Raw genomic sequence first — 23,783 nt, 5'->3', positions numbered from 1 at the left:
CCACCGTCGGTACCTTCACGCCGAAGCCCGGCGCCGCTCCGCTCCCCCGCATGATCGCGGCCCAGGCCGCACTCGAGACGAGGATGCTGCTGCGCAACGGCGAGCAGCTTCTGCTGACCGTCGTCATCCCGACGCTGCTGCTGCTCCTCTTCGGCTCCGTCGACATCGTGGACACCGGTGCGGGCAAGGCCGTCGACTTCCTCGCACCGGGCATCCTGGCGCTCGCCGTGATGTCGACCGCGTTCACCGGGCAGGCCATCGCGACCGGCTTCGAGCGCCGCTACGGCGTGCTGAAGCGGCTCGCCTCCTCGCCGCTGCCCCGCTGGGGGCTGATGACCGCCAAGACGGCCTCCGTCCTGGTCACCGAGGTCCTCCAGGTGGTCCTGCTGACGGTGATCGCCTACGCGCTCGGCTGGTCCCCGCACGGCGACCCGCTGTCGGTGCTGCTTCTGCTGGTCCTCGGCACGGCGGCCTTCTCCGGGCTCGGCCTGCTCATGGCGGGCACCTTGAAGGCCGAGGCCACCCTGGCCGCCGCCAACCTGGTCTTCCTGCTGCTGCTGGTGGGCGGCGGCGTGATCGTGCCCCTGGACAAGTTCAACGCGGGCGCCCAGGACGTCCTCGCCCTGCTGCCCATCACCGCCCTGTCCGACGGTCTGCGCGACGTCCTCCAGCACGGTGCGGGCATGCCCGTCGGGGACCTCGCCGTCCTGGCCGTGTGGGCGGTCGTGGGGCTGGCCGCGGCCGGACGGTTCTTCCGCTGGGAGTGAGCCCTCGGCGGCGGACGGCGCCCGGGTCGTCCGGACCGGGCCGACCCCTCGTGAAACCGTGCACAAGCGGCCCCCTACGATGAGGGGCGTGCCAAACGTGACCCGCGCCGATGCCGTAGCGGCCGTGCGCAATCCGCTCGCCTTCATCGCCGCACGCTGGACCCCGGAGCCCCGGACGGTGCAGCGGGCGGCGCTCGCCGCGCTCGTCATGTCGGTCGTCATCGTCGTCACCGGCGGTGCCGTGCGTCTGACCGGCTCCGGACTCGGCTGCCCGACCTGGCCGCAGTGCACGGACGACTCGCTGACCACGACCCGTGCCATGGGTGTGCACGGTGCGATCGAGTTCGGCAACCGCATGCTGACGTACGTGCTGTGCGCGGCGGTCGGCTGGGCGATCATCGCCGCGCGGTCGCAGAAGCCGCGCAGGCGCAGCCTCACCCGGTTCGGCTGGGCGCAGTTCTGGATCGTGATGAGCAACGCGGTCCTCGGCGGCATCGTCGTCCTCGTCGGCCTCAACCCGTACACCGTCGCCGCCCACTTCCTGCTCTCCACCGCGCTCATCACGGTGGCCACGCTGATGTGGCAGCGCACGAGGGAGAGCGACACGGAGCCGCGTCCGCTGGTCGGCCGGGCCGTGCAGCAGCTGGTGTGGTTCCTGGTCGTCGCCTCCGTGCTGCTGATCGCGGTGGGCACCGTGGTCACCGGTGCGGGCCCGCACGCGGGCGACTCCAGCGAGGTCGAGCGCATCGGGATCGACTGGCAGAGCGTCGCCAAGCTGCACGCCGTGCTGGCCTGGATCGTGGTGACGCTGACCTTCGCCCTGTGGTTCGTCCTCAAGGCGGTGGACGCGCCCGCAGGCCCGCGGCACCGCACCCGGGAGCTGTTCCTGATCCTTCTGGGCCAGGGCGTCATCGGCTACGTCCAGTACTTCACGCACCTGCCCGAGCTCCTGGTCGGGCTCCACATGTTCGGCTCCTGCCTGGTGTGGATCGGGGTGCTGCGGGTGCTGCTTTCGCTGCGCGAACGCCCGGCGTCCAGCGCGGGGCTCCCGGGTACGTCGGCGGAGTCGGCCCTCAGCGCCGCCTGACGCCGGCGCGGGGGCGGTGATCTCACCGCAGCCCGTACACCCGCAGCGCGTTGCCCGCGGCGATCATCCCGCCCACCCGCTGCGCGTCCTCCGGCGACCAGGCGCCGTCCGCGACCCAGTCCCCCAGCAGTCTGGAGAGTGCCTCGCGGAACAGCCGGGCGCCCACCACATGGAGCTCCGGCAGGCCCTGGGCGCCGCTGGAGAAGAGGAGCTTGCCGAAGGGCGCCAGCTCCAGGATCTCGGCGAGCACGTCGGCGGCACGCGCCCCCGTGCGCACCAGGGCGGCGCCCAGGTCCGCGTACACGTGCGGGAACACCCCTGCCAGATGCGCGGCGTGGCGGTGGTAGGGATAGCCGTGCAGCAGGACGAGGTCCGTGCCGAGCCCGGCCGTGGCCCGTACGAAGTCGGCGAGCAGGACCGGGTCGGTGCGGTCGATGCGCAGCCCCGGTTCACCGAGGCCCGCATGGAGCTGGAGGGGGCGGCCGGAGGCCACCGCACTCCACAGCAGATGGCGCAGCAGCACCGGATCCGACAGCGCCCCGCCCACCCGGCGGCCGGCCAGCCAGCGGCCCGCGGCGCCGCGCACCTCGCCCGGCCCGGGCGGCTCGGGCGCGAGGGCCAGACCGTGGCGCACGCCCGCCACCGAGGTGAACGCCACCGCGTGCGCCGCCGCCCCGTGGATCGACTCGGCGAGATTGGCGAGGAACGACTCCACCGTGCCCGAGGTGTCGGCGACCTGCTCGGCGAGCAGTTCCAGACGGACGATCTCGTGCGCCTCCGCGGCTCCGGCGGAGGCCATCTCGTCGGGCCCGGTGAGATCGCCGGGCAGGCCGGTGTCGACGAGGTAGGTGGTGATGCCGCTGCCCCGAAGCAGCCGGCGCCCCGCCTCCAGGACGCCGAGTTCCCGGCGGCGGGCGAGGTAGCGGGCGGGCGGGCAGTGCGCCTCCAGATCGAGCAGCGGCGGACACCAGCGGCGCACGGCGAAACCCGTCTGGGTGTCGAAGAGGGTGGTGCCCGCCGCCGGTGGGCCCTCGGTTCGCGCCAAGTGGGCCTCGAAGGTGCCGAGACCCAGCTCGGTGCGGAGTACGCCGTGGCAGTACTGATCCACCAGGGACGACGTTTCGATCATCCGGACTCCCCGCGACTGGACCTTGCCTGCACAGGGCCTAACGGGTGAACCGGCGTGAGGTGATGCCCTCAGGGGGTGCGCTTGCAGCCGACCTGGATTCCCGCCATGCGCGTCCACTCGTACGGGCCGGTCTTCACTTTTCCTGCGAACTCCCCGTCGAACGCCTCGTGAACGGTGATGCCCGCCTGCTGCACCGCCTTCTCGGCGATGTCGTACGTCGGTGCGACGAGGTCGCCCCAGACGCCGTCCTCGCCGACGAGCACGATCCGGGCACCTCGCTGCCCGATGTAGGCCACCTGGCCCTCGGCACCGCCGTGGGCCCCGGCGAAGGCGTCGATCTCCTTGGCCAGCCGGGCGGCCCTGCGCTCGGCCCTGGCGGTCTGCTTGGCGCCGGCGCCCTCGTCAACCTGCTGCGTGTCTGCCATGGCCAGGATGCTACCGACGAGTAGATCGAACGGCGACGGGAGGGGTGCGTGGCCTTGACCACGCACCCCTCCCGTCGCTCGTACGCGGGACCTATCGGAGGAAGGGGTCCACCGCCACCGCCACGAAGAGCAGCGAGACATAGGTGATGCTCCAGTGGAACAGCCGCATCTCCTTGAGCTTGACGCCCGACTTCTCGGCCTTCGCCCGGTTCTGCAGCGCGTGCGCCTCCCACAGCCACCAGCCGCCGGCCGCCAAGGCCACGGTCGTGTAGAACCAGCCGGTGTAGCCGAGCGGGGTCAGCAGCAGGGACACCACGACCATCACCCAGCTGTAGATCACGATCTGCCGGGCGACCACCTTGTTGGAGGCGATGACCGGCAGCATCGGCACGCCCACGCGCGCGTAGTCCTCCTTGACCTTCATGGACAGCGGCCAGTAGTGCGGCGGCGTCCAGAAGAACATGACGAGGAACAGGACGACCGGCGCCCACGAGAGGGAGTTCGTGACGGACGACCAGCCGATGAGGACGGGGAGGCAGCCGGCGATCCCGCCCCACACGATGTTCTGCGAGGTACGCCGCTTGAGGATCATCGTGTAGACGACGACGTAGAAAAGGAGCGCTCCGAGCGACAGCCAGGCGGACAGCCAGTTGACGGTGAATCCGAACAGCAGTGTGGACACCACCGCGAGCGTGATACCGAAGGCCAGGCACTCGCGGGGGCTGACGATGCCGGTGACCAGCGGACGCTGCGAGGTGCGGTCCATGAGCGCGTCGATGTCACGGTCGATGTACATGTTCAGGGCGTTGGCGCCGCCCGCGGACAGGTAGCCGCCGACGCAGGTGAGCAGCACCAGCCGGAGACTCGGCACCCCCTGCTGGGCGAGGAACATCACCGGAACGGTGGTGATCAGCAGCAGCTCGATGATCCGCGGCTTGGTCAGCGCCACGAACGCCTTGACTCGGGCCCCAAGCGGCCGCTGGCCCCGGCTGCTGCTCGTACCGAGCTCCCCCACAGCCGTGACGGCATGGGGGGTGCCCCCACCCGCCGGACGGGAATCGACGGCCGTCACGTACACCCCTGACAGAGACATCCCAGCAAACCCACCGGCTGTGAACTCCCGGTAAAGGCTCGCGCGTACCCACGCAACTTTAGACGTTGCCCACAGCCCGCTCTTCGCGGGGGTGGGTCGTGTTGGAGCGGTCGCGGGAAGGGCGGGGCGCGCCCGGCCCTCGCCGGGGCGAGAGCGGAACCACGCTCGGTTGAGCGTTCGGACGACCGGGACCGTATTCAGTTCCCGACCGGAAATCGGCCCGGTCGGGAGGCGGATCGCGGCGACTCCCGGCAGTCTGGAATGACTCGAAAAGACGCATGTACCTACGGGGGTAGGCTCAGCAGCGGCCGGTGGGCGCCCAAGTGCACCGGCATTCGACATGTGGAGAGGAGCCCTGACCCAGGGTGAGCACCAAGCCGACCACAAAAGACCTCGAGTGGACCGAGTTGGACCAGCGGGCCGTGGACACCGCCCGGGTTCTGGCGGCCGATGCCGTACAGAAGGTCGGTAACGGCCACCCGGGCACGGCGATGAGCCTGGCTCCGGCCGCGTACACCCTCTTCCAGAAGGTGATGCGGCACGATCCGGCGGATCCGGCGTGGGTGGGCCGTGACCGCTTCGTCCTGTCAGCCGGCCACACGTCGCTGACCCTCTACACACAGCTCTACCTGGCCGGCTTCGGTCTGGAGCTGACCGATCTCGAGGCGTTCCGCACCTGGGGGTCCAAGACTCCCGGTCACCCCGAGTACGGGCACACGCGCGGCGTGGAGACGACGACCGGTCCGCTGGGCCAGGGTGTGGCGAACGCGGTGGGCATGGCGATGGCCTCGCGCTACGAGCGTGGTCTGTTCGACCCGGAGGCCGCGCAGGGCACCTCGCCCTTCGACCACTTCATCTACTGCATCGCCGGTGACGGCTGTCTCCAGGAGGGCATCTCCGCCGAGGCGTCCTCGATGGCCGGTCACCAGGAGCTCGGGAACCTGATCCTGCTGTGGGACGACAACCACATCTCGATCGAGGGCGACACCGAGACGGCGGTGTCCGAGGACACCGTCAAGCGGTACGAGGCCTACGGCTGGCACGTCCAGCGGGTGGCGCCGAAGCCGGACGGGGACCTGGACCCGCACGCCATCTACGACGCCATCCAGGAGGCCAAGAAGGTCACCGACCGGCCGTCGTTCATCGCGATGCGCTCGATCATCGCCTGGCCCGCCCCGCACGCGCAGAACACCGAGGCCGCGCACGGCTCGGCCCTGGGCGAGGACGAGGTCGCGGCCACCAAGCGCGTCCTCGGCTTCGACCCGGACAAGAGCTTCGAGGTCGCCGACGAGGTCCTGGCCCACACCCGCAAGGCCCTGGAGCGGGGTCACGAGGCGAGGGCCGAGTGGGAGAAGTCCTTCCAGGAGTGGCGGGGCAACAGCGCCGAGCGCGCGGCCGAGTTCGACCGCATCAGCAAGGGTGAGCTGCCCACCGGCTGGGAGGAGAAGCTCCCGGTCTTCGAGGCGGGCAAGGGCGTCGCGACGCGCGCCGCCTCCGGCAAGGTGCTGCAGGCCCTCGGCCCGGTCGTCCCCGAGCTGTGGGGCGGCTCCGCCGACCTGGCCGGCTCGAACAACACCACCATCGACAAGAACAGCTCCTTCCTGCCGGCGGACAACCCGCTCCCGGGCGCCGACCCCTACGGCCGCACGATCCACTTCGGCATCCGCGAGCACTCCATGGCCGCGGAGATGAACGGCATCACCCTGCACGGCAACACCCGCGTCTACGGCGGCACCTTCCTGGTGTTCTCCGACTACATGCGCAACGCGGTCCGTCTGTCGGCGCTGATGCACCTGCCGGTCACCTATGTGTGGACCCATGACTCCATCGGTCTGGGCGAGGACGGCCCCACCCACCAGCCGGTCGAGCACCTGGCCTCGCTGCGCGCCATCCCGGGCCTGAACGTGGTCCGCCCGGCCGACGCCAACGAGACCGCGATCGCCTGGCGCGAGATCCTCGGGCGCTGGACCAAGGAGTTCGGCAAGGGCGCCCCGCACGGTCTTGCGCTGACCCGCCAGGGAGTGCCGACGTACGAGCCCAACGAGGACACCGTCCGCGGTGGTTACGTCATGTTCGAGGCGGAGGGCGGGGAGCCGCAGGTGATCCTGATCGCCACCGGTTCCGAGGTGCACATCGCCGTCGAGGCCCGCGAGCAGCTCCAGGCCGAGGGCGTCCCGACGCGCGTCGTGTCGATGCCGTGCGTGGAGTGGTTCGAGGAGCAGGACCAGGGGTACCGGGACAGCGTCCTGCCGCCTTCGGTGAGGGCGCGGGTCTCGGTCGAGGCCGGGATCGGCCTCACCTGGCACCGGTTCGTCGGAGACGCGGGCCGCATCGTTTCCCTGGAGCACTTCGGTGCTTCGGCCGACGGCAAGGTCCTTTTCCGCGAGTTCGGCTTCACTGCCGAGAACGTCGCATCCGCCGCCCGGGAATCGATCGCCGCAGCCCAGCGCTGACGCTGATATACGACACGTAGGAGATGCATTTTCCATGACAGACGCACTGAAGCGCCTCTCCGAAGAAGGCGTCGCGATCTGGCTGGACGACCTGTCGCGCAAGCGGATCACGTCCGGCAACCTCGCCGAACTGATCGACCAGCAGCACGTCGTGGGCGTCACCACCAACCCGACGATCTTCCAGAAGGCCATCTCGTCGGGCGACGGCTACGAGCAGCAGCTCGCCGACCTCGCCGCCCGCAAGGTCACCGTCGAAGAGGCGGTCCGCATGATCACCACGGCGGACGTCCGGGACGCCGCCGACATCCTCCGTCCGGTCTACGACGCCACGCAGGGCCAGGACGGCCGGGTGTCGATCGAGGTCGACCCCCGTCTCGCGCACAACACCCGGGCCACCGTCGCGGAGGCCAAGCAGCTCGCCTGGCTGGTCGACCGTCCCAACACCCTCATCAAGATCCCGGCCACCAAGGCGGGTCTGCCGGCGATCGCCGAGACCATCAGTCACGGCATCAGCGTCAACGTCACGCTGATCTTCTCGCTGGAGCGCTACCGCGAGGTCATGAACGCCTACCTCACCGGTCTGGAGAAGGCCAAGGAGCGCGGCCTGGACCTGTCCCTGATCCACTCGGTGGCGTCCTTCTTCGTGTCCCGTGTGGACACGGAGATCGACAAGCGGATCGACGCCCTGGGGACGCCGGAGGCCAAGGCGCTGCGCGGCAAGGCGGCCATCGCCAACGCGCGGCTCGCCTACGAGGCGTACGAGGAGGTGTTCGGCAGCGACCGCTGGCTCGCCCTGGAGAAGGCGGGCGCCAACAAGCAGCGCCCGCTGTGGGCCTCCACCGGTGTCAAGGACCCCGCCTACAAGGACACCATGTACGTGGTGGACCTGGTGGCGCCCAACACCGTGAACACCATGCCCGAGGCCACCCTGGTGGCCACCGAGGACCACGGCGAGATCCGCGGCAACACCGTCGCCGGAACCTACGAGCAGGCGCGCGCCGAGCTCGACGCGGTCGAGGGACTCGGGATCTCGTACGACGACGTGGTCCAGCTGCTGGAGGACGAGGGCGTCGACAAGTTCGAGGCCTCCTGGAACGACCTGCTCAAGTCGACCGAGGCGGAGCTCCAGCGCCTCGCCCCCTCGGAGGGCTGACATCTTGACATCCGTACACGGAGCGAATCCGCTTCGTGACGCCGCGGACCGACGGCTCCCGCGTATCGCGGGGCCGTCGGGACTGGTGATCTTCGGCGTCACGGGCGATTTGTCACGTAAAAAGCTGATGCCTGCTGTTTACGACCTGGCCAACCGCGGTCTGCTGCCGCCGGGCTTCTCGCTCGTCGGCTTCGCCCGCCGGGAGTGGCAGAACGAGGACTTCGCCAAGGAGGTCCACGACGCGGTCAAGGAGCACGCCCGTACGCCGTTCCGCGAGGAGGTCTGGCAGCAGCTCATCCAGGGGATGCGCTTCGTCCAGGGCACCTTCGACGACGACGACGCGTTCGAACGGCTGCGCTCCACCATCGAGGAACTGGACAAGGCGCAGGGCACGGGCGGCAACTTCGCCTTCTACCTGTCGGTGCCGCCGAAGTCCTTCCCGGTGGTCATCCAGCAGCTGAAGAAGCACGGTCTGGCCGACCAGACCGGCGGCTCCTGGCGGCGCGCGGTCATCGAGAAGCCGTTCGGACACGACCTGAAGTCGGCCGAGGACCTCAACAAGGTCGTGCACGAGGTCTTCGCTCCTGACCAGGTCTTCCGCATCGACCACTACCTGGGCAAGGAGACGGTCCAGAACATCCTGGCGCTGCGCTTCGCCAACACCATGTTCGAGCCTATCTGGAACCGGTCCTTCGTGGACCATGTGCAGATCACCATGGCCGAGGACATCGGCATCGGCGGCCGGGCCGGCTACTACGACGGCATCGGCGCCGCCCGCGACGTCATCCAGAACCACCTGCTCCAGCTGCTGGCCCTCACGGCCATGGAGGAGCCCGCCTCCTTCGACGCCGACGCGCTCGCCGCCGAGAAGACCAAGGTGCTCGGTGCCGTGCGACTGCCCTCGGAACTCGGACGGGACACCGTGTTCGCGCAGTACGCGGCCGGCTGGCAGGGCGGCGAGAAGGCCGTCGGCTACCTCCAGGAGGAGGGCATCGACCCCGCGTCGCGCACCGACACCTACGCCGCGGTGAAGCTGGGCATCGACAACCGCCGCTGGGCGGGCGTCCCCTTCTACCTGCGTACCGGCAAGCGCCTGGGCCGGCGGGTCACCGAGATCGCGGTCGTCTTCCAGCGCGCTCCGCACTCCCCGTTCGACACCACCGCGACCGAGGAACTGGGCCAGAACGCGGTTGTCATCCGCGTCCAGCCCGACGAGGGCGTCACCGTCCGCTTCGGTTCGAAGGTGCCGGGCACCTCGATGGAGATCCGGGACGTGTCGATGGACTTCGCCTACGGGGAGTCCTTCACGGAGTCCAGCCCCGAGGCGTACGAGCGCCTGATCCTGGACGTCCTGCTCGGCGACTCGAACCTCTTCCCGCGTACCGAGGAGGTGGAGCTGTCCTGGAAGATCCTCGACCCGATCGAGGAGTACTGGGATGCGCACGGCAAGCCCGCGCAGTACCCCGCCGGTACCTGGGGGCCGCGCGAGGCCGACGAGATGCTCGCACGAGACGGACGGAGCTGGCGCCGGCCATGAAGATCGACCTCACGGACACCACGGCCAGCAAGATCAACAAGGCGCTGGTGCAGGGCAGGCGTGCCATCGGCACGCCCGCCGTGGGCATGGTGCTCACCCTTGTCATCGTCACCGACGAGGAGAACGCCTACGACGCCCTCAAGGCGGCCAACGAGGCCTCCCGCGAGCACCCCTCGCGCACCCTCGTGGTGGTCAAGCGCGTCTCGCGCTCCCCGCGCGACCGCACCACGTCGCGCCTGGACGCCGAGGTCAGGGTCGGGGCCGACGCCGGCACCGGTGAGACGGTGATCCTGCGGCTGTACGGCGAGGTCGTGAACCACGCCCAGTCCGTCGTGCTGCCGCTGCTGCTGCCCGACGCGCCGGTCGTCGCCTGGTGGCCGGTGAACGCTCCGCTCGACCCGGCCAACGATCCGCTGGGTGCGCTCGCCCAGCGCCGCGTCACCGACTCCTACACCGCCGAGGCACCGGTGCGGGAGCTGAACGCCCGCGCCGACGCCTACACGCCCGGTGACACCGACCTGTCGTGGACCCGCATCACGCCGTGGCGCTCCATGCTGGCCGCTGCCCTCGACCAGGTCGTGTGCGACGTCCAGGGTGTCGAGGTGGAGGGCGAGGAGTTCAACCCCAGCTGCGAGTTGCTGGCCATGTGGCTCGCGGACCGGCTGAGCGTTCCCGTCAAGCGCTCCCTCTCCTCTGGGCCCGGCCTCACCGCGGTCCGGATGCGCACGAGCTGCGGCCCGATCGTGCTGGACCGGGCGGACGGCTCGCTGGCCACGCTGTCCATCCACGGGCAGCCCGACCGCGCGGTGGCGCTCAAGCGCCGCGAGACGGCCGAGCTGATCGCGGAGGAGCTGCGCAGGCTCGACCCGGACGACACATACGCTTCCGCACTGCGCTTCGGCGTGGACCGGCTGGGCAACGGGGCGGAGCGCACGGACGCGGCCGAGCCGTCCGGTACCGAAGAGGCGGGGGCGTCGAATGCCGCACCGGCCCAGGACGCGGTGCGGGCCCCGGAGCCGGGGGCGCCCGAGAAGGACCGGTCGAAGAAGGCGGCGGCGAAGTGAGCACTCCTCAGCTCGTCGTCCACCGCGACAAGGAACTGATGGCCCAGGCCGCGGCGGCCAGGCTGATCACCAAGGTCGTGGACGCCCAGGCCTCTCGCGGCTCCGCCTCGGTCGTGCTCACCGGCGGGCGCAACGGCAACGGCCTGCTGGCCGCACTCGCCGCCGCGCCCGCCCGGGACGCCGTCGACTGGAGCCGGATCGACCTGTGGTGGGGCGACGAGCGGTATCTGCCCGAGGGCGACCCGGAGCGCAACTACACCCAGGCGTGCGAGGCGCTGCTCGACGCCGTACCCCTGGACCCGAAGCGCGTGCACCCCATGCCCGCGTCGGACGGCCCGCACGGTGCCGGGGTGGAGGCCGCGGCGGAGGCCTACGCCGCGGAGCTGGCCCGGTCCGCGGGCCCCGAGAACCACGGCGCGGTGCCCACCTTCGACGTCCTTATGCTGGGGGTCGGGCCCGACACGCACGTGGCGTCGCTCTTCCCCGAGCTGCCCGCGGTGCGGGAGACGGAGCGGACGGTGGTCGGCGTCCACGGCGCGCCGAAGCCGCCGCCCACCCGGGTCACACTGACCCTCCCGGCGATCCGGTCGGCCCGTGAGGTGTGGCTGCTGGCGGCGGGCGAGGACAAGGCGCAGGCGGTGGCCATCGCGCTGTCCGGCGCCGGGGAGATCCAGGCACCCGCGGCCGGCGCGTACGGCAGGTCACGCACGCTGTGGCTGCTGGACGCGGCGGCGGCGGCACAGCTCCCGCGTTCGCTGTATCCGCCGGCGTCGGCCTGAGGAACGGCTTCGTGTGCGAAGGCCGGACGGGTTCCCTCCCGTCCGGCCTTCGCACACGAGCGGGGCTACTTCACCGACCCCGCCATGACCCCCTGCACGAAGTGCCGCTGGAACGCGAAGAACACGACCACCGGCACGATCAGCGACAGGAAGGCGCCGGGCGCCAGGACATCGATGTTGCTGCCGAACTGGCGTATCTGCGACTGCAGTTCCACGGTGAGCGGCTGCGACGAGCTGTCCGCGAACAGCAGCGCCACCAGCATGTCGTTCCACACCCACAGGAACTGGAAGATGGCCAGACTGGCGAGGGCGGGCCGCCCCACCGGCAGGACCAGCCGGATGAAGATGCGCCACTCGCTGCCGCCGTCCATCCGCGCCGCCTCCAGCATCTCCTTCGGCATCTCGGCGAAGTAGTTCCGCAGCAGGAACACCGCGAAGGGCAGCCCGTACGCCACGTGGAACAGCACGACACCGGGAATCGTGCCGAACAGCCCCAGCTGCCCGAAGAGCTTGGCCACCGGCAGCAGACCGATCTGCACCGGTACCACCAGCAACGCCACCACCAGCAGGAAGAGCGGCTCCCGCGCGGGGAAGTCCAGCCAGGCGAAGGCGTATCCGGCGAGCGCCGCGACGGCGACCACCAGTACGGTCGTCGGCACCGAGATCAGCACCGTGTTCCAGAACGACTGGATGATCCCGGCGTTCTTCAGCAGCGCCGAGTAGTTGTCGAAGGACAGCTGCCCGGGGGCCGCGAGCGCCGTCCACCAGCCGCCCTTCGCCGTGTCCTCGGCCGATCGCAGCGAGGACAGGAACAGTCCCGCGAGCGGCGTGAGCCAGATCAGCCCGATCACCACGAGGAAGGCCTGCACCAGCCCGTTGCCGAGGCCCCGCCTGACCGCGTTCATCGCTGACTCCTTCGGAAACGGCGGACGTTGAAGACCATCGCGGGGATCACCAGCAGCAGGAGCAGCACCCCGAGCGCGCTGCCCAGCCCCTGGTTGTTGCCACCGCCGAAGGACACCAGCCACATCTGCGTCGCGAGCACGGTCGCGTCCTCCTGGACCGGGCCGGGCGCGATGATGTAGACGAGGTCGAAGACCTTCATCACGTTGATCACCAGGGTGACGAAGACGACGGTCAGCACCGGGGCCAGCAACGGGACCGTGATCCGCCGGAAGATCTGCCACTCGTTCGCCCCGTCCATCCGGGCCGCCTCCAGCGCGTCCCGCGGCAGTGTCGAGAGGCCCGCGCCGATCAGCACCATGGCGAAGCCGGTCCAGATCCACAGATACGCCCCGATGATCGCCGGCGTGACCAGCGTCCTGCCGAGCCAGGAGACGCCCTGATACGGCGGCGCGAAGTTGGACGCCGGAAGTTCCACCGTGTAGGCGCCGGACGCCAGTCCCGGGAAGCGGAAGGAGCCGTCGGAGGCGGTCGTCGTGCTCGCCACGGTCCGCCCGTCGCGCACCGCCTCCACCTTCATCTCCGGCAGCCCGCTCTCCCGCCGGTCGACCTCGCCCTGCCGCCCTCCCCCGCCGGGCGTGAAGTCCAGATAGACGACCCCGCGCACCTCGTCCGGCGCGGCGCTCCGGCCGGCCGCCGCGTACGCGGGCCCGGCACCCGCGGGCAGGTCCTTGGGCAGTACCCCGACCAGCCCGAGCGTCACCGAGTCGCCCGGAGAGACACCCGTGCCCGTGCGGTACGAGCCGTCCGCGCCGTGGATCAGCCCCTGACCCTCACGGGCCCTGGCCGTCGGGTAGGAGGACGTCCCCGCGAAGGCGTCGTGGACCGAGACCACGGCGGCGTTCAGCACCCCCTTGTCCGGATCCTCGTCGTAGGCGAGCCGGAAGATGATCCCGGCGGCGAGGAAGGACACCGCCATGGGCATGAACAGCAGGAGCTTGAACGCCGTCGCCCAACGGACCTTCTCCACCAGCACGGCCAGGATCAGGCCGAGTCCGGTCAGCAGCGCCGGGGCGACGACCACCCAGATGGTCGTGTTCCGGATGGCCTTCAGCGTCGCCGGATCACGGAACATCTCGGTGTAGTTGTCGCCGCCCACGAACCGGGTGCCGGAGGCGTCGAAGAAGCTGCGCCCGACCGAGAAGACCACCGGGTAGACGACCAGGGCGCCGAGCAGCAGCAGTGCGGGGAGGACAAAGAGCACGGCGATGATTCGCCCGCGCCGTCGCGTGCGCCGTGCGCGGCCGGCGGACGCGACGGGCGCGGAACCCGCCTCTTTCGCGAGCGTGGTGGCGGTCATGTCCACTCAGCCCTGGTACGCCTTGGCCGCCGCGGCCTCCAGCCGGTCCGCGGTCGCCTTCGGGTCGGACGGGTCGCCCAGGAAGTCCTGGAGCAGCTTCCACTCGCCGGCGCCCTTGGTGCCGCCGAAGGCGGCCGGCGCCTGGTCGGACATGTCGAAGCGGACCGAGTCGCCCGCCGCGACGAGCGACTTCGCCGTGGCCCGGGTGACGTCGTCGCCGTAGGAGGCGAGATCGAGCTTCTTGTTCGGGGACAGGAAGCCGCCCGCCTTGGCCCACACGGCCGCGGCTTCGGGGGTGGCCAGGTATTCGAGCAGCTTCATACCGGCCTTGGCGTTCTTGCCGTCCTTGAGGACGACCGCCGCGTCACCGCCGCTGACCACGGGCGCGCTGCCGCCGTCGACCGCGGGGAAGGCGAAGAAGTTCGCGTCCTGCCCGATGGTCCTGCCGAACTGGTCGTGCGCGACGCCTGCGACGAAGTCGCCCTCGTAGACCATGCCGGCCTTCGGCTCGGGTCCGAAGACCTTCTCGACGGAGCCGGGGAAGTCGGTGTTGAGGGCTTCCTTCTGGCCGCCCGCTATCAGCTGCTTGTCCTTGAAGAGCTTGCCGAGCGTGGTGAGCGCCTTGACCACGCTCGCGTCGGTCCACTTCAGCTTGTGGGCGGCCAGGGCGTCGTACTTCTCGGGCCCGGCCTGGGAGAGGTAGATGTTCTCGAACCAGTCGGTGAGCGTCCAGCCGTCCTGTCCGGCGACGGCGAAGGCGGCGAGACCCGAGTCGGACACCGTGCGCCCGGCCTTCAGCATCTCGTCGTACGTCTTCGGCGGCTCGACCCCGGCCTGGGCGAGGGCGTCGGGGCTGTACCAGACCGTCGACTTGTGGGCGGCCTTGAAGTACAGGCCGTACAGGGTGCCGTCGACGCTGCCGTAGTTCTTCCACACGCTCGCGAAGTCGGCGCCGATCGTCTGCCGGGCCGTCGTGGACAGCGGCTGGAGCCAGCCCTTCTGTGCGAACTGCTGGAGCACACCGACCTGCGGGACCATCACGACGTCGGGCGCGTTGCCGCCCTCGATCTTGCTGCCGACGACGGTGGAGACGTTGTCGCCGGTGGACACGAACTGGGTCTTGGCGCCGGTCTTCGCGGAGAACGCGTCCAGGACCTTCTGGAAGTTCTTCTGCTCGCTGCCGGTCCAGACGCCGGCCACGGTGACCGTCTGGCCGGCGAGCGCCTTGTCGCCGCCGCCCGCGGGGGTGACGGGGCCGCCGCCGCAGGCCGTGGCGCCGAGCGCCAGGGCGAGTGCCGTGCAGCCGGTGAGTAGGGTGGTACGTCGCATCATCGTTGATGTCCCTTCGTGAAGTGGGGATCGGACGTGCAGGAGCTGTGCCGCCGGGTCCTGTGCTCAGAGATCGGTGCCGTCGGTGATCCACCAGGCGGCGGTGGCACCGGCGAGCACCCCGGGCGCGCAGGCGCCGCTGGCGAGCAGCGGGGTGCCGGGCACGGGAGCGGGTGTGGGTGCGGTACCGAAGTTGACGGCGCAGACAAGACCGTCGCCGCGCACAAAGCCGAGTACGCCCGGCGGGGTGTCCAGCCAGCGCAGCGTGCCCTCGCCCAACTGGGGCAGTGCGGAGCGAAGTTGCAGGCCGTCGCGGTACAGGTGCCAGAAGGAGCGGGTGTCGGCCAGGGCGCGGTCCGTGGCGTGCTCGGCGAACCACTCCGGCTGCGGCAGCCACGGTTCGGCCCCTTCGGCGCCGGAGGTGAACCCGAACGGGGACGCCTGCCCCGACCACGGCAGCGGGACCCGGCAGCCGTCGCGGATCCGGGCCCGGCTGCCGGTGCGACGGAAGATCGGGTCGGTGAGCACGTCGTCGGGCAGGTCGACCACCTCGGGCAGGCCCAGCTCCTCGCCCTGGTAGATGTAGGCGGCGCCGGGCAGCGCCAGCATCAGCAGGGCTGCGGCGCGGGCGCGGGCGGCGCCCAGTCCGCTGCTCTCGGTGGCCGGTTCGCCGTAGCGGGTGACGCTGCGGACCTGGTCGTGGTTGTTGAGGACCCAGGTGACGGTCGAGCCCGTGCCGGCTATGTCCTGCACGGCCTCGGAGATGACCTTGCGGAAGGCGTCGGCGTCCCATGGGGCGCTCAGCAGATCGAAGAAGAAGGCCTGGTGCAGCTCGTCCGGGCGGACGTAGCGCGCGTGCTCGCGGGCGGTCGGCACGGACACCTCGCCCACCAGGAGGCGTTCGTCGCCGTCCCGCGCCGTGTACTCCTCGCACACCGCACGCCAGTGCCGCCACACGTCGTGCACCTCGGGCTGGTTCCAGGCAAGCGGGTTGACCGAGTCGCGGGTGCGGGCGTCGGCCTCGGGGTCCGGGGAGTCGGGCAGCCCGGGGTGCTTGAAGAGACCCGCGGCGACGTCGATACGGAAGCCGTCGACACCCCGGTCGAGCCAGAAGCGCAGCACCCGCTCGAACTCGGCGGCGACCGCGCCGTTGCGCCAGTTCCAGTCGGGCTGCTCGGGAGTGAACATGTGCAGGTACCACTGGCCGGGCCGACCATCCGCCTCCACGACGCGGGTCCACGCCGGGCCGCCGAACATGGAATGCCAGTTGTTGGGGGGCTCGCCGCCCTCGGCGCCGCGGCCGTCGGCGAAGTGGAACCGGGCCCGGGCCTCGCTGCCGGGAGCCGAGGCGAGCGCCTCGCGGAACCACGGGTGCTCGCTGGAGCAGTGGTTGGGGACGATGTCCAGCAGCACCTTCACGCCCAGCCGCCGGGCCGCCGTCATCAGCAGGTCGAACTCGGCGAGGTCGCCGAAGAGCGGGTCGACGTCGCAGTAGTCGGCCACGTCGTACCCGTGGTCGTGCTGCGGCGAGGGGTAGAAGGGGCTCAGCCAGATCCCGTCGACACCGAGCTTCTTCAGATACGGCAGCCCGGCCCTCACCCCGGCCAGATCGCCGATGCCGTCGCCGGTGCTGTCCAGGAAGCTCCGGACGTACACCTGGTAGATCACCGCGTCGCGCCACCAACGATGGGTGTCTATGTGCTTGGGACTCACCCCGTTGACCCGTCTGTGTGTGCTGAGCCGACCCGAAGCGAGGTCGACGGTTATGCATGCATGTTAAGTAGGCATGTCGTAAGGGTGTCAACGAATGAGCGCAAGCTACTTAGGGGTTGGCCCTTTAAATACGCATATAGAGGCGTCACTCGACGCAGAATGAGACGTCCGCGTTACCTAACAAGTAACTAGTAAGGATCCCGGGCTAGCGGGCGGAGACGGCGGCCAGCTCCCGCGCCAGCCGCCGGACCGCGCTCTCGGGGGTCTCCTGCCCGGTGAGCGCGTCGTGCACGACCGCCTGCACCACCAGGCTCACCTGGTCGTAGCGCGGGCTCTTGGGGCGCGGCGCGGCGGCGAGCACGCTCGCCCGCAGGGTCGGCAGGTACGGGAACCGCCGTACCAGCTCGGGGTCGTCGTAGAGCGCCGCGCGTACGGGCGGCAGGGCACCGCGCGTGAGTACCTTGCGCTGGACGGGCCCGCTGGTCAGATACGCGATCAGACGTGCGGCCGACTCGGGGTGCCGCGCATGTGTGTTGACCGCCAGGTTCGAGCCGCCGAGCACGCTGGCCCCCGGCCCGTCGGGGCCCGGAAGCGGCATGGCGCCTATCCTCCCGGCCACCTTGGACCCCTTGGCGGAGGCGACCACGTACGCATAGGGCCAGTTGCGCAGGAAGAGCAGACGGCCGTCCTGGAACGCCTGCTTGGACTCCTCCTCCTTGTACGTCAGCGCCTTCGCGGGTATCCAGCCCTCGCGCACGCCACGGGCGAGGAACCCGATCCCCTCCCGCGCCGCGGCCGAGTTGACGGTCACCCGCTCGCCCTCGTCGCCGAGGATCGTCCCGCCCGCCGAGTAGACCGCCTCCGCCGCGTTGACCGTGAGGCCCTCGTAGGGCAGGAATTGGCCCGCGTACCCGTCGAGTCCGTACTTCGGGGCGATCGTCTTCGCGTCCCGTTCCAGTTCGGCCCAGGTGCGCGGCGGCGCCACGCCTTCCTTGGCGAGGATGTCCTTGCGGTACAGGAGCAGACCGGCGTTGGTGACGTACGGGACCGCGTACAGCCGTCCGTCGTACGTCGCCGTGTCGACGACCGGCGGAAGGAAACTCTTCAGCGGGAACCGGTCGCGCGGCAGCGGGCGGATCCAGCCGGCCGCGGCGAACTCGGAGGTCCAGGCGACGTCGATGTTGAGGACGTCGAAGCGGCTGCGGTCGCCGCCGCGCAGATCGGTGGTCATCTGCGCGTGGGTCTCGTCGGCGGAGTCCGGGAGCTCGACGAGGGTGACCTTCTCACCGGGATGCGTACGGTTCCAGCCCTCGAGCAGCGGTCCCAGATAGCCGGTGAGGTCTCCTGCGGTGGCCAGGGTGAGCGGGCCACGACCGCCGACGGCCCCGTCGTCGGCGCGCGCACCGGAGGCGACGTAGCCGGTGAGGACGACGGCGAGGACGAGAAGGCCCCTACCGGCGGCGCGCATCCACCGCATAGGTTCCTCCCTGTACACCGGCACCGGGCGTCGTCGCCCGGGTCAGAGGCCATGTATACCTGTTAGGTATGGGCGATACTAGGGCCTGGAGCACAAAACAAGGACGCGAGGAGGACTGCACGAGTGCGCCTGCCCCTCCTGGCTCTCCTCGCACGCGGCCCCGCCCACGGCTACGAGCTCAAGCAGGACCTTGAGCAACTGCTGGGCTCCGCGTACCCTCAGCCGAACGTCGGCCAGATCTACGTCACCCTCGGACGCCTGGAGAAGTCGGGGCTGATCGAGGGCGAGGAGGTCGAGCAGTCCAGCCGGCCCAACAAGAAGATCTACCATCTCACCGACGCCGGGCGTGAGGCGCTGCGCGCCTGGTTCGAGGAGCCCGAGGACGAACCCCGGGTGCGGGACGAGTTCTTCATGAAGCTGGCGCTCGCTCCACAGACCGGTCTCGCCGATCAGATCGCCCTGATCAACAAGCAGCGGCGCCAGTACCTCAACACCATGCGCAACCTGTCGAAACTGGCCGCCGCGGAAGACCGGGACAACCGCATCGCCCACCTGCTGATCGAGGGCGCCATGCTGCACCTGCAGGCCGACCTCGACTGGCTGGAGCGGTGCCAGGAGGAACTGGAGGAGCCGGAGTGAGCGAGAGCCCCACTCCTCTGCTGCGGGCCGAGGGACTCGTCAAGACCCATCACGGCGAGGGAGCACCCGCCCGCGCCGTGCGCGGGGTCGACCTGAGCGTGGTCCGCGGCGAGTTCGTGGCCGTCACCGGACCGTCCGGCGCCGGGAAGTCGACGCTGCTGCATCTCCTGGGCGGGCTGCAACGACCGGACGGCGGCAGCCTCTGGCTGGACGGCGAGCGCACCGACGCCTACACCGAGGCGCGCTGGGCGGTGGAGCGCAGGAAGCGCATCGGGATCGTCTTCCAGTTCTTCAATCTGGTGTCCAACCTGTCCGTCGCCGACAACGTCGAACTGCCCGCACTGCTCGCCGGTGTCCCGCCCAGGCAGGCCCGGGCCGAGCGCGAGGAACTGCTGTCCGAGCTGGGGCTCGCCGGCAAGGAGCGCAGCCTGCCGGGAGAGCTGTCCGGCGGCGAACAGCAGCGCGTCGCACTGGCCAGGGCCCTGGTCAACCATCCGCCGCTGCTGCTCGCCGACGAACCCGCGGGCAGCCTCGACAGCAAGGGCACCCGCGAGGTGATGCGGCTGCTCTCCCGGTTCCACCAGCGCGGCCAGACCATCGTGCTGGTCACCCATGACGCCCGGCTGGCGAGCGCCGCGGACCGGGTGATCAGCTTCTTCGACGGCCGCATCGTCGACGACGCCGAGCTCGACGGCACGCCCCCGCGCAGGACCGGGATATCCGGTGTGCTGGAGCTGAAGGACTGATCCGCGGTGCACGACGATCCGAGAGCGGACCGTTCCGGCCCGCGCGAGCCGAGGGGCTGACACCGTGCGAGCCACCCTGCGCTGGGCCCACTCCGATCTGCGGACGCATCGCGGCGAGGCACTGTTCATGGTCCTCGCCACCGCGGGCATCGTCGGCTCCCTGCTGCTCGCCACGGCGCTGTTCGGTTACGCGACCAACCCCTGGCAACGGATCTTCACGCAGTCCCACGGCGCTCATGTCTGGATCCACACCGCCCGCGACGCCGACGCGGCGAAACTGGCCGGACTCGGGGGCGTCGAGTCGGTGGCCGGTCCCTACGCCACCGAGGCCGCGACCCTGACGTCCCGGGGCACCCGCGCCTCGGTGGAACTGCGCGGCACACCGCGGGCACCCTCCGTCGGCCGCCCGCTGATCACGTCGGGCCGCTGGCTGACCCCGGCACAACCCGACGGCGTGGTGCTGGAGAGCCGGCTGGCCCGGGCGCTGCTGGCCGAGCCCGGCGACCTGCTGACGGTGGCCGGCACGGCACGGACCCTGACCGTCGTGGGCATCGCCGACAGCGCCGAACCCCGTTACAGCCCGGGCGAACAGTCCGGGCTCGTCTGGGCGTTGCCGTCCGCCGTGCGTGATCCCGGCGGCCAGGTCACCGGGCTGCGCCTGACCGACCCGGAGGACACCGACTACGCCGTCCAGCGCTCCGTCACCGTGCTCGGGGCCGGCGCGGTCAGCGAGGTCTCGACATGGAAGCAGGCCCGGGCCGAGGCGCAGGGCGACAACCGGCTGCTGGGCCAGGTGCTCGGGCTGTTCGGGCTCGGAGCGCTCGTCGCCGCCGGGTTCGCCGTCCACGGGGCGATCGGCACCCGCATCCGCGGGCATCTGCGGGACATCTCGGTGCTGAAGGCGATCGGCTTCACCCCCGGCCAGGTCGTGCGGATCTTCCTGCTCCAGCATGTCGCCTACGCCCTGCTCGGCGCCCTGGCCGCGGCGACGCTCACCCAGGGCCTCGGCAGCCGGATCCCCGGGCGTCTCGGCGACGCGGTCGGTGTGTGGCAGGGGCTGCCGGGACACACCGTGGTCCTGTTCACGGTTCCGGTCGGCGCGGTGCTGTTCATCGCCGCCACCACCTGGCTCGCGGCCTGGCGGGCGGGACGGGTGCCTCCGGTGCCGGTAGCCCGGTCGGCGGCGCCCGCCGGGGGCCGTCTGACGGGCGTGGCGCGCGGAGCCCTCGGCCTGCGGTTGCCCCCCGCGCTTGTCCTGGGCTGGCACAACGCCTTCACCCGCCGTACTCGCGCCCTCGCCACCGTCGCCCGGCTGGCGCTGCCGCTGCTGCTGATCGTGGTGGCGATGAGCGCCTGGACCACCATCGACCGTTTCCACAGCAGACCCCAGGAGGTCGGCCTCGCGGGCGCTCTCACCGTCCGCCCCGACGGGGACCTCGGCGACACGGCGGCCCGCTCGCTTCTGGAACGGGATCCGCAGGTCGCGGACGCCTACCCGGGCGTGGAGGTGGCGGCCCTGGTGCCGGGCCAGACGGCCACGATCGCCCTGCGCGGCCTGGGCACCCGCGCGGCGCCCTACCCCTTTGCCGTGGCCGAGGGCCGGCCGGCACGGGGCCCGGACGAGGCGGTGGCCGGGCAGGGGCTGCTCGACCTGCTGGACGTGCGCGTCGGCGACTGGGTGCGGATGACGGTGGGCGACCAGCCGCAGATCCTGCACATCGTGGGCCGCAGCATCGAGCCGGAGAACGCCGGGCGGGTCATCTCCACCTCGCTCGACACCCTGCGGGAGAACGATGCGCATCTGCGCCCGACCCTCTATCAGCTCCGGCTCCGCCCCGGAGCCGATCCGCACGAGGTCGCCGACGAGCTGGCCGAGGCCGCCCGCGGGCATGTCGACGTACATCCGGTGACGAACCCGGCGGACGGACTGTCCCCGCTGCGCGGAGTAGTCGTCGGCCTGATCGCGGTCCTCGCGCTGATCGGGATCGTCGAACTGCTGAGTGCGATCGGCGGCACCGTCCGCGAGGGCGAACGGGACCTGCTGGCACTCAAGGCGATCGGTCTGTCACCGCGGCAGATCACCGCCATCACCGTCACGGCCACCGCCTGCACCGCACTGGCCGCGGTCGGCGTCGGCACGGCACTGGGGATTCCGCTGGCGCACTGGCTGATCGACGCCCAGGGCCGCTCCAGCGGTATCGGCGCCGGACTGGCCCAGGGCCCTTCCCCCGTACTTCTGCTGCTGTTCGGAGCCGCCGCCGTCCTGGGCGCCGCCGCCCTCGCGGCCCTGCCGGCCGCCCGCGCCGCCCGCCGTCGGCTCGCGGACACCCTGAGCGCGGTGGCCTGAGGCCGGCGGTCTCCGCACCGGCCGGCCCTCGTGAGCGGTTCGAGGGCCGGCCGTCCCTGTCTGTGACGGCTAACGGCCCCGCAGCTCACGGTACTTGGCGACGAGAGCCTTCGTGGACGCATCGAGGCCCGGCACATCGGCGCCCTCGGTGAGAGCGGGTTCGACGCGCTTGGCGAGCACCTTGCCCAGCTCGACACCCCACTGGTCGAAGGAGTCGATGTTCCAGATCGCGCCCTGCACGAACACCTTGTGCTCGTAGAGGGCGACAAGCTGGCCGATGACCGACGGCGTCAGTTCCCGGGCGAGGATCGTGGTCGTCGGGTGGTCGCCCTTGAACGTCTTGTGCGCCACCAGTTCCTCGGGCACGCCCTCGGCACGCACCTCGTCCGCGGTCTTGCCGAACGCCAGCGCCTGGGTCTGCGCGAAGAAGTTGGCCATGAGCAGGTCGTGCTGCGCCTTCAGCGCCTGGCTCAGTTCCCCGACGGGCTCGGCGAAGCCGACGAAGTCGGCCGGGATCAGCTCGGTGCCCTGGTGGATCAGCTGATAGTACGCGTGCTGCCCGTTGGTTCCGGGGGTGCCCCACACCACCGGGCCGGTCTGCCACTCCACCGGCCTGCCCTCACGGTCCACCGACTTGCCGTTGGACTCCATGTCCAGCTGCTGCAGGTAGGCGGTGAACTTGGACAGGTAGTGCGAGTACGGAAGCACCGCGTGCGACTGCGCGTCGTGGAAGTTGCCGTACCAGACGCCCAGCAGGCCCAGGAGGAACGGCACATTCGATTCGGCGGGCGCGGTGCGGAAGTGCTCGTCGACGGTGTGGAAACCGTCCAGCATCTCCCGGAACCGGTCGGGGCCGATGGCGATCATCAAGGAGAGCCCGATGGCCGAGTCGTACGAGTAGCGGCCGCCGACCCAGTCCCAGAACTCGAACATGTTGTCAGGGTCGATACCGAACTCCGTGACCTTGCCGGCATTCGTCGACAGGGCCACAAAATGCCTGGCGACCGCTTCCTGACCGGCCTTCAGCCCGGTCAGCAGCCAGTTGCGGGCGGAGGTGGCGTTGGTGATGGTCTCGATGGTGGTGAACGTCTTGGAGGCGATGATGAACAGCGTCTCGGCCGGGTCCAGGTCGCGCGTCGCCTCGTGCAGGTCGGCTCCGTCCACGTTCGAGACGAACCGCAGGGTGAGCGAGCGGTCGGTGTAGGCCCGCAGTGCCTCGTACGCCATCGCCGGACCCAGGTCCGAGCCGCCGATGCCGACGTTGACCACATTCTTGATGCGCTTGCCGGTGTGCCCCGTCCACTCCCCCGAGCGGACCCGGTCGGCGAAGGCGGCCATCTTGTCCAGCACCGCGTGGACCTTCGGCACCACGTTCTCGCCGTCGACCTCGACGACCGCATCGCGCGGAGCACGCAGCGCCGTGTGCAGCACCGCCCGCTTCTCCGTGACGTTGATCTTCTCCCCGCGGAACATGGCGTCCCGCAGACCGGACACGTCCCTGGCGGCGGCCAACTCGCGCAGCAACCGAAGCGTCTCATCGGTGACCAGGTGCTTGGAGTAGTCGACGTGCAGATCCCCGACCTGCAGCGTGTATCCCTCACCCCGCCCCGGATCCGCTGCGAACAGCTCCCGCAACCCCAGCCCGTCGAGCTCCTCACGGTGCTTGGCCAGAGCGGTCCACTCGGGCGACTGGTTGAGCCTGGTACGGCCGTCTGCGTTCATCTCGGACTTCCGCCTTCTTCCTTGCGTGTGCTGCTGCGTACCTCGCGCCGCTACCGGTCA

The 23,783-nt window shown here is 70.6% G+C and carries 19 protein-coding genes; 10 read left to right on the top strand and 9 right to left on the bottom strand.

Translation table 11 applies throughout. The features are described from left to right. The first annotated feature begins 50 nt into the window (after positions 1-50). The gene (locus RCR19_RS28100) at positions 51-767 is read left to right on the top strand and encodes an ABC transporter permease (protein WP_331269579.1); all 717 of its coding nucleotides are present in this window, start codon (positions 51-53) and stop codon (positions 765-767) included. 79 nt (positions 768-846) lie between these two features. Further along, a complete protein-coding gene (locus RCR19_RS28095) occupies positions 847-1,854 on the top strand; it encodes a COX15/CtaA family protein (protein ID WP_331267655.1) in 1,008 nt (335 codons plus the stop codon). A gap of 22 nt (positions 1,855-1,876) precedes the next feature. Here RCR19_RS28095 and RCR19_RS28090 read toward each other — a convergent pair whose 3' ends face one another. The 3 genes from RCR19_RS28090 to RCR19_RS28080 all read right to left on the bottom strand — a co-directional run bounded on the left by RCR19_RS28090 (position 1,877) and on the right by RCR19_RS28080 (position 4,501). Next, entirely contained in the window at positions 1,877-2,983 is a 1,107-nt protein-coding gene (locus RCR19_RS28090; protein WP_331267654.1) for an amidohydrolase family protein, read from the bottom strand. Between the two features lie 68 nt (positions 2,984-3,051). Beyond that, the gene (locus tag RCR19_RS28085; RefSeq protein ID WP_331267653.1) at positions 3,052-3,408 is read right to left on the bottom strand and encodes a hypothetical protein; all 357 of its coding nucleotides are present in this window, start codon (positions 3,406-3,408) and stop codon (positions 3,052-3,054) included. A 91-nt stretch (positions 3,409-3,499) separates the two neighbouring features. Further along, positions 3,500-4,501, bottom strand: coding sequence for a heme o synthase (locus tag RCR19_RS28080; protein ID WP_107116842.1), 1,002 nt, complete (start codon positions 4,499-4,501; stop codon positions 3,500-3,502). Positions 4,502-4,866: 365 nt separating this feature from the next. Here RCR19_RS28080 and tkt point away from each other — a divergent pair, with 365 nt between their 5' ends. The 5 genes from tkt to pgl are packed head-to-tail and all read left to right on the top strand — an operon-like array spanning position 4,867 to position 11,487. After that, positions 4,867-6,954 (top strand): transketolase, encoded by a 2,088-nt coding sequence (gene tkt, locus RCR19_RS28075; protein ID WP_331267652.1) that lies wholly within the window; start codon positions 4,867-4,869, stop codon positions 6,952-6,954. Between the two features lie 34 nt (positions 6,955-6,988). Continuing rightward, a complete protein-coding gene (tal, locus tag RCR19_RS28070; protein WP_331267651.1) occupies positions 6,989-8,107 on the top strand; it encodes a transaldolase in 1,119 nt (372 codons plus the stop codon). A gap of 4 nt (positions 8,108-8,111) precedes the next feature. Then, positions 8,112-9,644: a glucose-6-phosphate dehydrogenase gene (gene zwf, locus RCR19_RS28065; RefSeq protein WP_220294510.1), complete on the top strand. Its 1,533-nt coding sequence runs from the start codon at positions 8,112-8,114 to the stop codon at positions 9,642-9,644. After that, complete coding sequence (opcA, locus tag RCR19_RS28060) at positions 9,641-10,708, top strand: glucose-6-phosphate dehydrogenase assembly protein OpcA (protein ID WP_331267650.1); 1,068 nt, start codon at positions 9,641-9,643, stop codon at positions 10,706-10,708. Before zwf ends, opcA begins: the two co-directional genes overlap by 4 nt. Further along, positions 10,705-11,487 carry a 6-phosphogluconolactonase gene (gene pgl / locus RCR19_RS28055; protein WP_331267649.1) on the top strand — a complete coding sequence of 261 codons (783 nt, stop codon included), beginning with the start codon at positions 10,705-10,707 and terminating at the stop codon, positions 11,485-11,487. The genes opcA and pgl overlap by 4 nt, the downstream gene beginning before the upstream one ends. 65 nt (positions 11,488-11,552) lie before the next feature. On the opposite strand, the gene RCR19_RS28050 is transcribed toward pgl, so the two are convergent. The 5 genes from RCR19_RS28050 to RCR19_RS28030 form a co-directional block, all read right to left on the bottom strand. Then, a complete protein-coding gene (locus RCR19_RS28050; RefSeq protein ID WP_331267648.1) occupies positions 11,553-12,392 on the bottom strand; it encodes a carbohydrate ABC transporter permease in 840 nt (279 codons plus the stop codon). Further along, on the bottom strand, positions 12,389-13,750 hold the full coding sequence (locus tag RCR19_RS28045; protein ID WP_331267647.1) for an ABC transporter permease subunit: 1,362 nt from the start codon (positions 13,748-13,750) through the stop codon (positions 12,389-12,391). The genes RCR19_RS28050 and RCR19_RS28045 overlap by 4 nt, the downstream gene beginning before the upstream one ends. Before the next feature lie 6 nt (positions 13,751-13,756). Next, positions 13,757-15,082: an ABC transporter substrate-binding protein gene (locus tag RCR19_RS28040; RefSeq protein WP_331267646.1), complete on the bottom strand. Its 1,326-nt coding sequence runs from the start codon at positions 15,080-15,082 to the stop codon at positions 13,757-13,759. Between the two features lie 63 nt (positions 15,083-15,145). Further along, positions 15,146-16,777, bottom strand: coding sequence for an alpha-amylase family glycosyl hydrolase (locus tag RCR19_RS28035; RefSeq protein ID WP_331269578.1), 1,632 nt, complete (start codon positions 16,775-16,777; stop codon positions 15,146-15,148). A gap of 220 nt (positions 16,778-16,997) precedes the next feature. Beyond that, positions 16,998-18,269: an ABC transporter substrate-binding protein gene (locus RCR19_RS28030; RefSeq protein ID WP_331267645.1), complete on the bottom strand. Its 1,272-nt coding sequence runs from the start codon at positions 18,267-18,269 to the stop codon at positions 16,998-17,000. A gap of 123 nt (positions 18,270-18,392) precedes the next feature. Here RCR19_RS28030 and RCR19_RS28025 point away from each other — a divergent pair, with 123 nt between their 5' ends. The 3 genes from RCR19_RS28025 (at position 18,393) to RCR19_RS28015 (ending at position 22,001) form a co-directional block, all read left to right on the top strand. Beyond that, entirely contained in the window at positions 18,393-18,908 is a 516-nt protein-coding gene (locus RCR19_RS28025; RefSeq protein WP_331267644.1) for a PadR family transcriptional regulator, read from the top strand. Continuing rightward, on the top strand, positions 18,905-19,654 hold the full coding sequence (locus tag RCR19_RS28020; RefSeq protein ID WP_331267643.1) for an ABC transporter ATP-binding protein: 750 nt from the start codon (positions 18,905-18,907) through the stop codon (positions 19,652-19,654). Before RCR19_RS28025 ends, RCR19_RS28020 begins: the two co-directional genes overlap by 4 nt. Positions 19,655-19,718: 64 nt before the next feature. Further along, positions 19,719-22,001 carry an FtsX-like permease family protein gene (locus RCR19_RS28015; RefSeq protein ID WP_331267642.1) on the top strand — a complete coding sequence of 761 codons (2,283 nt, stop codon included), beginning with the start codon at positions 19,719-19,721 and terminating at the stop codon, positions 21,999-22,001. 69 nt (positions 22,002-22,070) lie between these two features. On the opposite strand, the gene pgi is transcribed toward RCR19_RS28015, so the two are convergent. Then, positions 22,071-23,723 (bottom strand): glucose-6-phosphate isomerase, encoded by a 1,653-nt coding sequence (pgi, locus tag RCR19_RS28010; RefSeq protein ID WP_331267641.1) that lies wholly within the window; start codon positions 23,721-23,723, stop codon positions 22,071-22,073. Between the last annotated feature and the right edge of the window lie 60 nt (positions 23,724-23,783).

Origin of the sequence: Streptomyces sp. WAC07094, assembly GCF_036320405.1 — a bacterium.
Classification (GTDB): Bacteria; Actinomycetota; Actinomycetes; order Streptomycetales; family Streptomycetaceae; genus Streptomyces; species Streptomyces lannensis.
This window is presented reverse-complemented; position numbering and strand designations above follow the sequence as displayed.